General features: G+C 41.1%; 14 protein-coding genes. 8 read left to right on the top strand and 6 right to left on the bottom strand.

The annotated features are described in order from the left end of the window. Positions 1 to 137: 137 nt before the first annotated feature. Positions 138 to 446, bottom strand: a complete 309-nt coding sequence (locus tag FQ082_RS03535; protein ID WP_079692525.1) for a YhbY family RNA-binding protein — start codon at positions 444 to 446, stop codon at positions 138 to 140. Positions 447 to 816: 370 nt separating this feature from the next. Here FQ082_RS03535 and FQ082_RS03540 point away from each other — a divergent pair, with 370 nt between their 5' ends. The 6 genes from FQ082_RS03540 to FQ082_RS03565 all read left to right on the top strand — a co-directional run bounded on the left by FQ082_RS03540 (position 817) and on the right by FQ082_RS03565 (position 6,701). Next, positions 817 to 1,449 (top strand): RlmE family RNA methyltransferase, encoded by a 633-nt coding sequence (locus FQ082_RS03540; protein ID WP_020444183.1) that lies wholly within the window; start codon positions 817 to 819, stop codon positions 1,447 to 1,449. 402 nt (positions 1,450 to 1,851) lie between these two features. Next, positions 1,852 to 3,747, top strand: coding sequence for an ATP-dependent zinc metalloprotease FtsH (gene ftsH, locus FQ082_RS03545; RefSeq protein ID WP_149492061.1), 1,896 nt, complete (start codon positions 1,852 to 1,854; stop codon positions 3,745 to 3,747). A gap of 154 nt (positions 3,748 to 3,901) precedes the next feature. Then, the gene (gene folP / locus FQ082_RS03550) at positions 3,902 to 4,798 is read left to right on the top strand and encodes a dihydropteroate synthase (RefSeq protein ID WP_149492062.1); all 897 of its coding nucleotides are present in this window, start codon (positions 3,902 to 3,904) and stop codon (positions 4,796 to 4,798) included. 135 nt (positions 4,799 to 4,933) lie between these two features. Beyond that, positions 4,934 to 5,215, top strand: a complete 282-nt coding sequence (locus tag FQ082_RS03555; RefSeq protein WP_011514335.1) for a succinate dehydrogenase assembly factor 2 — start codon at positions 4,934 to 4,936, stop codon at positions 5,213 to 5,215. Between the two features lie 87 nt (positions 5,216 to 5,302). Next, positions 5,303 to 5,761, top strand: coding sequence for a hypothetical protein (locus FQ082_RS03560; protein ID WP_149492063.1), 459 nt, complete (start codon positions 5,303 to 5,305; stop codon positions 5,759 to 5,761). A 223-nt stretch (positions 5,762 to 5,984) separates the two neighbouring features. Then, positions 5,985 to 6,701, top strand: a complete 717-nt coding sequence (locus FQ082_RS03565) for a YidB family protein (RefSeq protein ID WP_149492064.1) — start codon at positions 5,985 to 5,987, stop codon at positions 6,699 to 6,701. A gap of 118 nt (positions 6,702 to 6,819) precedes the next feature. Here the strand turns inward: FQ082_RS03565 and FQ082_RS03570 are convergent, their stop codons facing one another. The 3 genes from FQ082_RS03570 to trmB all read right to left on the bottom strand — a co-directional run bounded on the left by FQ082_RS03570 (position 6,820) and on the right by trmB (position 10,882). Then, on the bottom strand, positions 6,820 to 7,941 hold the full coding sequence (locus FQ082_RS03570) for a regulatory protein RecX (RefSeq protein WP_149492065.1): 1,122 nt from the start codon (positions 7,939 to 7,941) through the stop codon (positions 6,820 to 6,822). Between the two features lie 40 nt (positions 7,942 to 7,981). Next, complete coding sequence (gene recA, locus FQ082_RS03575; protein WP_149492066.1) at positions 7,982 to 9,040, bottom strand: recombinase RecA; 1,059 nt, start codon at positions 9,038 to 9,040, stop codon at positions 7,982 to 7,984. A gap of 1,020 nt (positions 9,041 to 10,060) precedes the next feature. Further along, positions 10,061 to 10,882, bottom strand: coding sequence for a tRNA (guanosine(46)-N7)-methyltransferase TrmB (gene trmB, locus FQ082_RS03580; RefSeq protein WP_149492067.1), 822 nt, complete (start codon positions 10,880 to 10,882; stop codon positions 10,061 to 10,063). Between the two features lie 219 nt (positions 10,883 to 11,101). Between trmB and FQ082_RS03585 the strand changes: the two genes are divergently transcribed. Next, a complete protein-coding gene (locus tag FQ082_RS03585; protein WP_149492068.1) occupies positions 11,102 to 12,031 on the top strand; it encodes a DUF2628 domain-containing protein in 930 nt (309 codons plus the stop codon). A gap of 54 nt (positions 12,032 to 12,085) precedes the next feature. On the opposite strand, the gene FQ082_RS03590 is transcribed toward FQ082_RS03585, so the two are convergent. Beyond that, on the bottom strand, positions 12,086 to 13,972 hold the full coding sequence (locus FQ082_RS03590) for a monovalent cation:proton antiporter-2 (CPA2) family protein (RefSeq protein ID WP_020444174.1): 1,887 nt from the start codon (positions 13,970 to 13,972) through the stop codon (positions 12,086 to 12,088). Positions 13,973 to 14,192: 220 nt separating this feature from the next. Then, positions 14,193 to 14,897 (bottom strand): hypothetical protein, encoded by a 705-nt coding sequence (locus FQ082_RS03595; RefSeq protein WP_149492069.1) that lies wholly within the window; start codon positions 14,895 to 14,897, stop codon positions 14,193 to 14,195. 245 nt (positions 14,898 to 15,142) lie between these two features. On the opposite strand from FQ082_RS03595, the gene FQ082_RS03600 reads away from it, so the two are divergent. Further along, positions 15,143 to 15,439: a hypothetical protein gene (locus FQ082_RS03600; protein ID WP_149492070.1), complete on the top strand. Its 297-nt coding sequence runs from the start codon at positions 15,143 to 15,145 to the stop codon at positions 15,437 to 15,439. The last annotated feature ends 28 nt before the right edge of the window (positions 15,440 to 15,467 follow it).

The raw sequence follows: 15,467 nt of genomic DNA on the forward strand, positions 1-15,467 counted from the left end.
TTATACCAGCAGCACTGTAGCGTTTTTGAGATATTTTAACTATATGATTTACCGTTATCATCTGTCTAAAAATAAATCAGCACGCTATTTTAAGCCATTTCATATTCAACAGACGATATGAAGCAAGTAATGACGCATTATGCATTACGAGCAAGGTTTGAAAGCTTAGGATTGGCATTTGGGTTTTTGCGTAGCAATAGCGCCATACGACCAATTGAGTGAATCAAAGTTGCCTTTGCAGTAGCAGCAAGCTCAGCACCGATGACATCACGCTCTTCCTTGGTACCAGCAGGCAATTTTACTTTAATCAGTTCATGATCTGATAAGGCGCGATCAATCTCTTCGGTAATGCTTGGCGTAACACCTTTATTGCCAATCATGACAATCGGTTTCAAATCATGACCAATGCCTTTTAAGCGTTTGATGGTTGCGTTATCAAGTTGCATAGAATTCCTAGGGGTTGGTAAAAACAAAATATAATAAAATTGAGAGCAATTGATGACCATTATAATTAATCTATGATCATCTTGCATGAGATCAGCAGGATTTTGCACGATTTTACGTGATGAAAATGTTAAACTGCCATTATGGGTACATTATAAACGCTACGCTCTTATAAAGCAGTGTTTTCACTAAGAAAAATTAACGGTTTAGCCTTTTGAAGCTAATAAATAGCTTGATAGTATTGAAAATCATAGTTAATAGTGTTTTTGATTGCATGGTTGTAGAAAGTGACATAAAGCAAAAAGTATATTAAGACATTAGTTAATAAATACATATGCGCATATAGAAAAGCACGTTATAGGAGCAGGAATTTTGGCCACACGTATTGAAAACAAAAAATTGTCAAAGAGCAGTAGTGCTTGGATGAAAGAGCACATTGATGATCACTATGTGCAAAAGGCCCAAAAAGATGGCTACCGTGCTCGTGCTGCTTATAAATTATTAGAAATAAATGAAAAAACCAATCTGATCAAAAAAGGTATGACCGTTGTTGATTTGGGTAGTGCCCCTGGCAGCTGGTCTCAAGTGGCTGGTCAATTGGTTGGGGAAAAAGGTATCTTGATTGCCTCTGATATTTTGCCAATGGATACCTTGCCGGATGTTACCTTTATCCAAGGTGACTTTCGCGAGCCAGAAGTGTTTGACCGTATCATGGCTGAGGTTGGTGATAGACAAGTTGATGTGGTACTGTCTGATATGGCGCCCAATACAGCAGGTAATAGTGCTATTGACCAGCCGCGTATGATGTACTTATGTGAGCTGGCGGTCGATTTCGCGCTGGCAACCTTACCAGAAGGTGGCGCGCTTATTATGAAAGTGTTTCAAGGCGAGGGTACACAAGAATTACGCAAGCAGATGCAGGCGGATTTTAGTAAAATTCGTAGTATTAAGCCTGGTGCTTCTAGACCGCGCTCAAAAGAGATATTTTGGATCGCAATCAAGTAATATGAAATGAAACTCTCACCTCAAAATTAGCCAGTTAAAATCATTGAATGAAAACGGCTACAATCGTTAACTGAATAAATGGGAATGCTGCTTGAATTATTCAGGTTAATACCACATATCATGATATATTAACTTTGTTTGAAATCAACTCTTAAGCATTTTTCTAAGTGCTTATATGATATTTTTAGCAAAGTCGTCTGACAGTAAGCGCCTTATAAACTCAGTTATTTATCGTTATTGCGCGGCTTGTTTCTCTAATAAAAATATAAGGTTTTTTTATACCTTAGATTTGCAATGAGAAATGATAATTCGCCAATAGACCTTGAATAGCGAGACATACGTTTATATATAGACGTCACGTGTTTAGTAAACACACCAATAAGTATGGGATGGGAATAACTAGTGAGCGACATGGTAAAAAATACCTTATTGTGGCTGGTGGTAATCGGCGTTTTAGTGCTGGTGTTTAGTGGCTTTGATAAATCATCTGAGCCCGATAACCTTAACTACTCTGAATTTGTGACCGCTGTGTCAGAAAACCAAGTAGCCAGTGTTGAGATCGATGGCGAGCAAATCACCGGCGAGAAGAAAAATGGTTCTGAATTTGAAACCATTCGTCCAGCTGTGATGGATGACGAGCTGATGCCATTGCTGCGTGAAAATAAAGTTGAAGTCCAAGGCACTGCACCGAAGCGCCAAAGCGTATTGATGCAATTGCTGATAGCCAGTTTCCCAATTTTGCTGATTATAGGTCTGTTTTTATTCTTTATGCGTAATATGCAAGGCGGCGCTGGCGGTAAAGGCGGTGGACCGATGAGCTTTGGTAAATCAAAAGCCAAAATGCTAACCGAAGACCAAATCAAAGTAAATTTTGAAGACGTTGCTGGTTGTGAAGAAGCCAAAGAAGAAGTCGTAGAAGTGGTGGAGTTCTTACGTGATCCTGATAAATTTACCAAGCTTGGGGCGACGATTCCACGCGGTATCTTGATGGTAGGTCCTCCAGGTACGGGTAAAACGCTATTAGCAAGAGCTATTGCTGGTGAAGCTAAAGTACCTTTCTTCTCGATTTCAGGTTCTGATTTCGTTGAGATGTTCGTCGGTGTTGGTGCGTCACGTGTCCGTGATATGTTTGAACAAGCGAAGAAAAGCGCGCCATGTATTATCTTTATTGATGAGATTGATGCTGTCGGTCGTCATCGTGGTTCCGGTATGGGCGGCGGTAATGATGAGCGTGAGCAGACATTGAACCAATTATTGGTTGAGATGGATGGATTTGAAGGCAATGAAGGCGTTATCGTTATTGCTGCTACTAACCGTGCAGATGTTCTTGATAAAGCACTATTGCGTCCGGGTCGTTTTGACCGTCAGGTGCAAGTAGGGCTGCCAGATATCAAAGGTCGTGAGCAAATTCTTAAAGTGCATTTGAAGAAACTGCCTAATACTATTGGTGTTGATGCCCATGCTTTAGCCCGTGGTACGCCAGGATTCAGTGGCGCGCAGTTGGCGAATCTTGTCAACGAAGCAGCTTTGTTTGCTGCGCGTCGTAACAAGCGCAGCGTCGATATGAATGATTTTGAAGATGCTAAAGACAAGCTATATATGGGTCCTGAGCGTAAATCAATGGTCATACGTGAAGAAGAGCGCCGTGCTACTGCTTATCATGAAGCAGGTCATGCGCTAGTCGCCGAGCTACTACCGGGTACCGATCCTGTGCATAAAGTTACTATTATGCCGCGTGGATTTGCGCTTGGTGTTACGTGGCAGTTGCCTGAGCACGACCAAACCAGTATGTACAAATCAAAAATGCTGAGTGATATTGCGATTTTATTTGGTGGTCGTATAGCTGAAGAAGTCTTTATCGATCAAATGTCGACGGGTGCCTCAAATGACTTTGAACGTGCGACCAAAATGGCACGAGCAATGGTTACCAAATACGGCATGTCTGATGCGCTTGGTATCATGGTCTATGAAGATGATGACAGCTCACAAGGTTACTTCGGTGGCGGTGGTCGTACGATTTCAGAAGCAACACAGCAAAAGGTTGATGAAGAAGTACGCCGTATGCTAGAGGAGCAATATGATATCGCTCGCGAATTGATTGAAGGCAATCAAGAAAAGATGCATGCTATGGTTGATGCCTTGATGAAATGGGAAACTATTGACCGCGATCAGCTGCAAGATATCTTAGCGGGCGAACAACCTCGTCCACCAAGAGTCTATCAGCATCACGAAGTAAACTTATCAAAAAATGATGTGAAAACAAGTGGAGTGACCCCTCCGCCATTACCAGCGATGTAAAAGTTACTCTTAAATTTTGAATAAAAAAAGCCCTTTTGACAAAGGGCTTTTTCTTTATTACCAATTTAGAATGACATCAGATTTACTGGTATCATAAGCATTATAAGTTAGAGCTATAATCAATTTTACGAATTCAAATTATCATGGATAAGTTATGTCACTATTCCAACCCTTACCTGCTTATACTGTGACCAGCCGCGACAAGGTCCTAGATTTATCACAGCCTCATATCATGGGCATCTTAAATGTTACGCCAGATTCGTTCTCAGATGGTGGGCAGTTTGATGCAGTTGATAAGGCAGTAGCACGATGTAAAGAGATGATCGATGCAGGTGCTACCATTATCGATATTGGCGGCGAGTCTACCCGTCCAAATGCTGAAATGGTGGCGACTTCTGATGAGCTACAGCGTGTGGTACCAGTCGTGACAGCGATTAGGCAACAGCTAGGCGATGACATATGGCTATCTATTGATACCAGTAGTCCTGAGGTTATGCACGCAGCGTTTGAAGCAGGCGCGGATATTTGGAATGATGTACGGGCACTCAAGCGTGAGGGCGCTGCGCTGATGGCAGCTAAGCTTAACATTCCTGTTATGCTCATGCATATGCGCGGTGAGCCAACCACGATGAATAATCTGGCACAGTATGATGATGTGGTTAAGGAAATCATGACAGAGCTAGAGGTGCGTATTGATGAAGTGACAAGCATTGGTGTCATGCGCGAAAATATTATTATTGACCCCGGTTTTGGCTTTGCTAAAAACTATGAGCATCACTGTGTATTATTGAGTGAGCTTAAGCGCTTACAAACACTCAAACTGCCAATGATGTTTGGTATTTCACGCAAGCGATTTTTAGCAGAAGTGCTGACCAAAACAGGTCTAGAAGCGCTTGCTACCACCCAACCGCTTGAGCGTGATAACGTGGGTACTGCTGCAGGTCTTTTTGCATTGCAGCAGGGGGCAAGTATCATTCGTACTCATAATGTCGCTATGATGCAGCAAGCCATAGCGTTATGGAGCCAGCTATCTGCATATGATAAAAGCTAATAATGGTGATTATGTCTATAATTAAGAACTTATAATCAAAAATAAATTTATCGATGATAATAATTGTGAACGATAGAGTTTTAGTGCTTTGTATTTATTTATTTACATGCCTTTTAAACGAATGAGAATACCCTTATGACTATTAATAACCAGCCAGAGCCCACCAATGAGCAGCGCCGTATTATTTATCAAGCCCGCCGTGGTCTTAAAGAGTTGGATTTTTATTTTGAACCCTATATTAAAGAGCTTTATTTAACGGCAGAAGCTGCCGAACAAGAAAGCTTTGCGCAAATGCTGACTCATGAAGACCCTGATTTATTAGATTATTTTACCAATCAAAGCCGACCAGAAGATGAGGCGATATGGGAGTTGGTTAATAAGATTAAGACGTGGCGTCACAGTAAAAGTCTGAGTTAATTGTTTAAATGGCTAGTTTTATTTTTGGATTGTTAAAGTAATATTGAGTCTTTTCTATTAATCAGAAATATTCTTTGGTAGCTCACTATGACAGCATTAACCTCGCTACGTATCGATACTGCTATTAAACCTATAAGCTATTTATATCTGATATTTTATATGGCATTATCCAGTATCGTTATGGTATTGGGGGCGCTTGCTTCATTAGCCTTATGGCAATATGTCGTTATACTCCTCATCAGCGCTGCAGTCATTGGCTATTTAGCCTTATCACGACCCATACTATTGCATCTGAGCCAGCCGCCACTTGATAAAAGTGTTTATCAAGATTGGCAGTTATTAATACGTACGAGTCGTGGGGATGCCTTGTGGCAAGCAAAGCTTAATACAGTCAGTCAATCTCATTGGGTTATCTGTTTTGATTTTAATATCGTAGAGCCTTATCAACGCCGATTTTCTGTGGCTATATTTCGTGATCAGGTTAATACCGAGCAATGGCGCGAGTTGACCATCTTGTCAAATATGATTGCAAACAAAACCGTTTAATTGAGCTTGGATTTCATTGTAGATACTTATCTGCTTTATCTTACCGTACTAAATTATCTCCTACATCTCATAACAAAATGCCTATCTAGAGAGGTAAATAGATTTGCTATATTGGAATTTATATTTATAGGTCGGTTTAAATAGTAGGTGATGGTAGCAGTCGTTAATTTGCTATACCAAAACCTGTATCGACGAATGTTATTATAATAAAAAGGATAAAGTTATGAGTTTGCTAGGGAATTTAGTGAGTCAAGTAGCACGTAGTGCCATGGATCCAGAGGACGCACAGCGTAATCCAGTTAATCAACGTATCAATCCGCGTCGTACCGGCGGTCTTGGTGATATATTGGGGAGTGTACTTGGCGGTGGCAATCAGTCAGCGGGTTATAATCCACAACAGTACGAGCGCCGCTCAGCAGACAATGGTTTTGGGTTAGACGATATTATCGGCGGGTTAACAGGTGGCAAACAGCGCGGTGGCATGAGTTCAGGTACTGGTGGACTTGGCGATATTCTAGGTAGCGTACTTGGGGGTCAAACGACGAGAGGCGGCTTCGGTGGTAAAGGTATGCTTATCGCTGCTCTTATGCCTATGGTGCTGAGCTGGATAAAGCGTAATGGTGGATTAAGTGGTGCTCTCTCGAAACTTACCGGTATGGGCTATGAAAAACAAGCGCGCTCTTGGTTGAGTACTAATGAGCTTAACGATAATCTTGATCCTAACGATATCAATCGATTGTTTGATGATAGTGAAATACAGCAAGTCGCTGCTCATACAGGCGCTAATGAGATAGAGGTGCGTCAAGGGTTGGCTGAGCTATTACCGGAAGTCATGAACCAATTGACGCCAAACGGTAATTTGGATAACGAACCTGAAGCCAATGAAGAAATTGACCAAATTATCAGTCAGCTATCAAGTCGTCTAGGGGCACTGAAATAATTAGGTTATCATTTATAGCATTTAAAACGATAAAAAAGCGCACCTGATTAGGTGCGCTTTTTTATATCTAAAATATAATAGCGAACGACAAAGGTTAAAATTGTTGCATTAAAAATTGCTAAAAACGTTCATCTAAAGTATCTAACGTATAGTTTAATGCCGCAAAGCAAATATCACTATTAAAGCCGCGATATTGTAAAAACCGTAGTTGCTTTGCTTTGTCTTTTTGTTCAGTGGGTATATCATCACCATATTTTTTGATACGCGCTGTGACTGCCAGTTTGAGCCAGTCTATACCTTCGACCAAATTATCTGCGTTATCATCTATAAATTCACTAAACTCATCAGATTCTGCATTTGCCATATCGATAAGTTCATCAATATTATCGGGCATCGTCATCTTTTTACGATGGAATTCTTGCTTGATACGACCTCTGCCGCGTCCTTTTCTGATATTTTCACGAATCAGCATTAGAGTAGTGCGGTAATCACTTTGATAGCCTTTTTCTTCGAACTCATCGAGTAGGGCATCAATTTTAGCCGCTTCTTGCTCTTTATCTAGCAATTTTTGCTTAAGCTCAGCCTTACCGTATTCGCGGCGTGACAAATAATAAAATGCTAACCAACGTAAGCGACTTTCTGCTTTGATTGCATCCATTTCCGCTTGGCGCTGCTCAGGCGTGCGCAAATATGCTTTTAGAGCAGCTGGTAAGTTATCGATTTGGCTGTTTTGGTCGCCTCCCTGAATATCATGAGCAGCTACCGATTCAAATACTTGTTGTGAGTTCATCAAAGCTGAATCAACGCCAGTCTCATTAATAGAGACACTATCTTCTTCATTGTCATGAACCGCATGTTTAACTTCAGCCAGCATCTCTTTGATACTTTGCGCAGCAGGTGGCTGATAAGTAGGTACACTATTAGGCTCAGCGTGAAAGGTAGCAGCTGGATGAAAGTGTTTTTTACGTTTTTTGGATTTGGATGAAATTTTTAAAGAGGAAGAGGCGCCAGTCGAATCTGCCGTAAAGTTAGTGTGGTTATCTATTGTACACTTCTCATCTAAATCATATGTATTTAGATTCTGAGAGCGCTTGCCAGTTTTACTGGTACTTTTAGGCTTGTCTTTATATGAGTACCTAGTAGATGAATGTTGTTCAATGGGTTTCTTGTTTTTATGCGTAGAACTCGCTGAATCAGTATCCGACTCAGCGAGTATTTCAGCTAACGTTTTAATTTTCATAAGACATCATAGTTGCTGATAACGGTTTGAAAATAAACCGTTATTGTACAGGTTCAGAGGCTAGTTCTTCGTTAGTCTCAGCCACGACCGCTGCTTTGCTGTCATCTTTTACACCAAGCTTTTCAGTACGGATTTTGGCTTCTATCTCTTCAGCAATAGCAGGGTTCTCTTTTAAAAACAGTACAGAATTGGCTTTACCTTGACCGATTTTCTCATCGCCATAGCTGTACCAAGAGCCCGCTTTACCAACTGCACCAATCTCAACACCCAAATCAATCACTTCGGCTAAGTGATTGGTGCCTTCACCGTAAGTAATCTCAAATTCAGCTTGGCGGAATGGTGGGGCCATTTTGTTTTTGATGACTTTAACACGAGTTTGGTTACCAATGATTTCATCACCATTTTTGACTGCACCGATACGGCGAATATCCATACGTACCGAGGCATAGAACTTAAGTGCATTACCACCAGTTGTGGTTTCAGGGCTACCAAACATAACGCCGATTTTCATACGAATCTGGTTAATAAATAACACCATACAGTTTGAACGTTTGGCGTTACCAGTGATTTTACGTAAAGCTTGGCTCATCAGACGGGCTTGTAGACCCATGTGTGAATCGCCCATCTCGCCTTCAATTTCGGCACGCGGCGTCAAGGCTGCGACTGAGTCAATAACGATCATATCGATTGCACCTGAGCGTACTAACATATCGGTAATTTCAAGTGCTTGTTCACCATTATCAGGCTGTGAAAGTAGCAAGTCATCCGTATTCACACCAAGCTTGCGGGCATATACAGGGTCTAAGGCATGTTCAGCATCGATAAAGGCACAAACGCCGCCCTGTTTCTGGCACGCTGCAATTGCCTGCAATGTCATAGTCGTTTTACCTGAGCTTTCAGGGCCATAAATTTCAACGATACGACCTTTTGGCAAACCGCCAATCCCGAGTGCAATATCTAAACCTAATGAACCAGTCGATACCACGTCGACATCAAGCGTTGCTGAGTTGTCACCCAAATGCATGATGGTATTTTTACCAAACTGCTTTTCGATTTGAGCTAGTGCAGCTTTAAGTGCTTTGGCTTTATTGTCGTCCATATAGGACTCCTTGTTATCAATCATTTATAAGGATAAGTTGTATTAATATCAAAAACGGCTTGTTCAATGCTATAAATGAAAATGTAAGCTATCGTCGATAGCATTTTGAACTAAGCTTAGAGTAGACAATGAGATGAGTCTTGTAGATGGCGATGTCAGTTACATCACGCTACTATACAGTAAAATTAGACGCTGATAAAAGCGAAAAAAAGTTTAGAGATTTTAATGAGGCTCATAGCGATTGCAACTTATATCACCAGATTATGTCTTCCTCTAACTTTATATCATTGTTTATTAGATAGGGTAATTATAACAAAATCCAAGGTATATATTGAGCATAACTGAATACTAGGCGACAATAGATGTCGTATGAGAAAACAAAAATATTTGTATATAATGCTAAAAATTGCTGTTCATATTTGAACCTGATGAGCATGCTATTTGTCAATAGTTTTGGAAGTTATCCACAATAAATAAATAAAGTTTATTTAGCCAGTGTGAAACATATCATAGGATAAAATTAATATTAAAAATTTTATAAATAAATTATTTTGCTTTTAAATTATCGTTAACCTATTGATTTTAATAAATTTTTAAATCGTACAAAAAATGAACGATTTTACCTAAGCCTTTAAGCTATCTAGGCAAATGCTTGTCAAGTAGCGACTTATGCACAGGGTTATCCACAGCTTATGGGGAGAACTCACCAAGCCCTTACGGTATCAATGATTGCGCAGACAAGAGTTATCATTTAATTTACAAAACTTGGCTATTTCTGATTTTACAAGTTTAAATTTAGCAGGATTTTAGTATGGGCAATGTCTATGTTTCACATCTGTGCTGATAATTTTTTTTCGAATTGAAAGCTGTTGATACTCATCAAACATATTTATAGTCAGTTATATCAGTCTTTAACCCTTATGAGTAAAAGGTTTGAAGACTGATAGATATAAAAAAGCGGCTAAGATACTGATAAATATCTTAGCCGCTTTAAAGGAAGCCGACGTAATGCGTTTGGTATTAGTCTTTTAAATAGATTAAATCCCAAACCCCATGTCCGCTTGCTAGACCGCGGCGCTCAAATTTTGTCATTGGACGAAAGTCAGGACGGTCAGTGAAATTGCCTGCGCCTGCTTGATTGCTTAAGCCTGCAAACCCATCCAAAACTTCTACCATCCAAAAGGCATAATGTTCCCAGTCAGTGGCGGTATGGAACCAGCCGCCTTGCTTTAGGCTGCGGGTGACAATCGCCATACGCTCAGGGCTAACAAAGCGGCGTTTATGATGGCGCTTTTTCTGCCATGGGTCAGGAAAGTAGAGCTGAATGCGATCGATATGGTTTTCTGGTAACTGTTTGAGCAGTTGAATGGCATCACCATTGATGATTCTGACATTACTCAAATTTTGAGTACCAGCCATATAAGCGCATTTGCCGATACCCGGCTCATGGACTTCAATGCCAACAAAATTACGACTTGGCTCGGCTGCTGCCATTTCAATGAATGAATCTCCAAGTCCAAAACCAATCTCAAGGGTCAAGGGTGCCTCACTGCCGTTTGGCAATTCAGCAAACAGCGCACGCAAATCGTCAATACCTTCAAGGTTACCATCACCAAAGCTGTTATTAACCAAGTAATGCGCAAATTCAGGCGCCGTCAATGCCAGCTCGGCATTTTTATTCATGTGCGTACGGCGTTTCATAAAGGTGTTGACGATACGAATATGCTTATTGCCGTCAGGTGCGACCTCATTGTCATTAGTAGCATTATTGTCGAAAGATTTTTGATCATCGGTAAGGCTGGTGGCGTCGACGTTGGTATTAATATCAGGATGTTGACTCATAGGATTAACAAGGCTTAATAAATGGGTAGTGCGCTTATTATAAGTGAAATCTGTACGGCTGTGAATGAACAATACTTTTTTAATAATGTTAGCGCGTTTTGTAATTTAGGTACATTATTTATCTAGTGTTTCTATGGCCCATGCAATGCTATTAGCGTTATCATATAATCCTGATAGTTAAGTTAAATGTCTTTTTAATCGACTGTAAGGCTTGTCACTATGTTATTTATTGAGACGGATTCGCCGCCCCCTTTTTACCAAGAAAAATTGCCTCCTGCCAGACGCACACAACTGGATAAATGGTTTATCGGACATCGTAGCCAACGCTATTATCTAAAACGCTTTGAGCAATTTGATGAACAAGGCTATCTGTCGCCAAAATGGCATTGGGCAGCATTTTTTGTGACCTTTCCATGGTTACTCTATCGTAAGCGTTATATGGATGCGCTCGTCTACAGCGTGGCAGGATGGTCTTTTATTCAGCTTAATATCGCGCTAGTCTTGGTAGCGGTTGAGTTCTTAGTAATGCCTTATATTGCTGATGCTTATCAGATGACGATACGCGTTAGTATTGCCGCGCTGATTTGGCTGTTTTGGTCGTTTATAGTGGCACGCTGGACGGATGCTTACTATTACCGGATGGCACGACGTGAGATTGCCGACGCGATTAATGACTATCCACAAGATGAGCGCTTGCAACAAGCCCATCTAAGCCAAGAGGGCGGAGTGAGCTTATTTGGGCTAGGATGGGGTTTTGGATTTTTTGCCTTTATATTAATGGTCATTAAAGTGCAGTTCTTACCCATTATCGCCAAACCAAAAGAAAACGAAGTGCTATTTGATGCGTATGATACCGTTAAAACCACGCAAAATTATGTGGCGCTAGCGTATCGGCAAACAGGACAATGTCCGCTGGATCTGCCTATCGATAGCGGTACTGAGAAGGTGCATATTGAGATCGATCGTAGCGCAGCTGGCGTTGCAGAAACTGATTGTGCAGTGATTGCGACCATTCAAAATGTAAAATTCCCTATACGCTATCTCAATGATCAGACACTGGTCTTTTATCATCTGCCAAACAGTGATGATTGGGAATGCATCAGTTCATTGAATAAAAAACAAGCGCCGGAAAATTGTAGCCCTGATTAGGTGGCTACAAAGATTGAGAATTATTTTTGACAACAATTTCTATAGTTGAAAAAATTAATGCTTAGATTCAGTCGTATGATTATTTTCATCATCGACTGGTATGGCTTGGCTTTTTAGCGCTTCATAAAAATCGCTCAAGTCCATCTTACGCGCTTTGCCAATATCTTCGTCAAATAAGCTTTCAAGCTCCGCCATCGATGATTGAGCCGACTCAATCATACTGGCCTCATCATCATAAATAGCTTGTTGACGTTCAATCAGATCATCATCGTAATCACGGAAAGTTTGCACTGTCTCACGCGCTTTTTCTGGTGAGATGCCAAGCAATTGTAGCGACTCACGCGACATATCTAGCGAGGACAAATACGTCTCACGCCAGATATGACGAACCCCAACCTCACGTAATCGGTAGTAATGCTGGCGGTCACGTGCCCGTGCTAAGATAATTAAATCTGGATAGTTTTTACGTAAATATTGGGCGGTAGTGATAGAACGCTCTAAATCATCGATGGCAAGGATAAAGACACGTGCTTTTTTGATACCTGCTGCACGTAGGATTTCAGGGTTTTTTGGATCACCATAATAGACTTGGTTACCGAATTTACGGACAAAATCGACGCGGTTTGCCGAGCGCTCAATCGCGGTAAATTCAATATTGTGCATACGTAGCACACGACCGATAATCTGACCGACTCGCCCAAAGCCAGCAATAATCACCTGATGCTCATGATCTGGAATCGTGTCGTATTCGCGGCTTGGTTTGCTTTTGGCAAATAATGGCTCGCCGACTTTTTCTAATAACAAGAATGCCAAAGGAGTGAGTGCCATAGAGATGGTTACGATCAGGTTTAACGTATTGGCAAGTTCAGGTTGTAAGACGTTTTGGGCACTCGCAACACTGAACAAGACAAAAGCAAATTCACCACCTTGAGCCAGTGTAACCCCCAGTCGAATGCTGGTTGGCCAGCGATTACCTGAGATTTTTGCAATCGCTGTAATCACTCCGAACTTGATAAACATTAATGCCATCGCACAGCCGATGATAAAAATGGGTTTTGCTAATATCAATTTCACATCGGTCAACATACCGACTGACATAAAGAACAGACCTAATAACAATCCTTTAAAAGGCTCGATACTGGCTTCAAGCTCATGGCGGTATTCAGAATCCGCCAACAGTACACCAGTTAAAAATGCGCCCAACGCCATTGAGAGCCCGATTTGACCCATCAAAATCGATACACCCATTACGATAAATAGCGCGACTGCCGTTAGTAATTCTGACGCACCACTTGAGGCAACAAATTTAAAAAATGGACGAACGACGTAGCGACTGGCAAAGATAAGCCCAGCAAAAACCGCAAAAACTTTACCAAAATAAATCAAATCATAGCTTTGTTCACGCACCCCTGATAAGAAAGGAATGACCGCTAATAAAGGGATAACCGCAATGTCTTGGAATAATAAAATCGTAAAGGCTTCACGGCCATGAGTGCTCGATAGCTGCTGTTTTTCAGTCAGAATTTGTAGGACAAAGGCGGTAGATGAGAGCGCAAGCCCGAAGCCAACGATAAAAGCAGTATCGAGCTGCAAGCCAAAAATCTGATGTAACAGCCCCATCAATAAGACACCAGTCAAACCAACTTGCAAACCGCCAAGGACGAATATTGAGCGCCTGAGTGCCCAGAGCCTTGATGGCTGCAGCTCAAGCCCAATGATGAACAGCAGCATCACCACGCCAAACTCAGAGAAATGTAATAAGCTCTCAGCGTCACCTGCCACGTCCAGTACACTTGGACCTAATATCAATCCTGTGATCAGATAACCTAAAACCGTCGCAATACCAAAACGTTTACCAAGGGGTACAAAGAGCAGGGCTGCTCCCAAGAAAATTGTCGCTTGTAACATTAAATTTGGTGAGCTGGCGGCGGCAGCGAACATCTGGAATCCTTAGCAATGACGATAAATGGGTAGTACAACAGCATTATTACAAATATAAAATATAGTTAGTTCAAAATAAAAGCGATACGATTGTAATAACGTGCTATTGGCTATAATTTTTTCTTGCTTGCTGTTCGCAGGCGTGACAGAGGCTGCAAAAAAATTATAACCAATAGCACTGTATCGTTTTTAAAATGAATCAACTATGGCTTGATGATCGTTATTTTTTACGATAAATTTTCCACACGCCATTATCTGCCAGCGGATTGTTATAAGCATCGTTACGGCGCTTGCGTGGTGTCTGTCGACTGTCTACGATTTTAAAATCGGGCAGGGCATGGACAATAAGTCCCGTTCGATAAAACCGTACCCGTTCAGGCTCTAGCATCTCACCCTTATTATCTCGGCAAAATACATAAGCACGCAAATCAATAAACTCACGGTGCGCGACCAAACGCGTCTCCTCATCCTTATCAAACGCAGCAGTCATACGTGCAATGTCATCAGCACTATAATCGCCGCATTTATCCGTAAGTGCCCCGACCGAGCCGAAACTCTTGGATTCTTTTGCATGGGTTTTGGTCAGATGTAGGCGCTGCACATGATATATAAACTGCGGTATCTCAAGGCTGGCAGGCAGTGGCAAATAGTCAGGCGGCAGATTGGCAGCAGGATAAAACGCCATGGCGCGTTCAAGCAAATTGTGCCAACGTTGCTGATAGGCTTGGACTTCTGCTAAGTTACCTTCATAGATAGGCATGTCACGAATTTGACGTAAGATATCAGGTGGAAACTGTACGTCTCGAAAGCGAGCAATGTCTTCTTGCAGCGTGGATAATAAAACTTTGGCGTGTTTTTTGCCATCCTTTGAAATCGGGTCATCGATATAGCTTGGGGCGACGAATGGCGCTGAGCGTCTAGACATAGCAGAAGGTCATCCATTGGTGGCAAATGTGGCGTTTCAATTTTCAGTATACAGAATTTATATTAAAAATATGACAGTGAGGCTAAATTTCTCATCATTTTTAACATGTGATTACATTGATAAAAGTCAGTGTGATATTGGTATATGCGGTATGGAGATATTTCATTTTGCTATATTTGATTACTATTAATCGCAAGATAGGGCATTAAATATGGCTTAAATGAAAAAATAGAAAGAGAAGACTTATGAATAATACTCTAGAAAATAAGCTTGCTATACTTAATCGCCTTAGCTTATTAAAAAATATTGGAAAGATAATATTAAGAATTATAGGTGCAGGATTGGCACTTATAATTGGACTTTGGCTAATAATGGCATCGAATATGGGACCCGCTTATTTGCCTCATATCATGAATGGTGACTTGGATTTTTGGATTCGCATGACTTTGCTAGGAGTGGGATTGGGTGTTTGGATAAGCATTGCCGTATGGTTATTGTGGCTTATACTGTGTTGTTTTTATGATTTCATTAGACGTCATTAACAATTGACGATATTTAAATAATTAATGA

Origin of the sequence: Psychrobacter sp. ANT_H56B (assembly GCF_008369245.1) — a bacterium.
In the GTDB taxonomy this organism is placed as follows: Bacteria; Pseudomonadota; Gammaproteobacteria; order Pseudomonadales; family Moraxellaceae; genus Psychrobacter; species Psychrobacter cryohalolentis.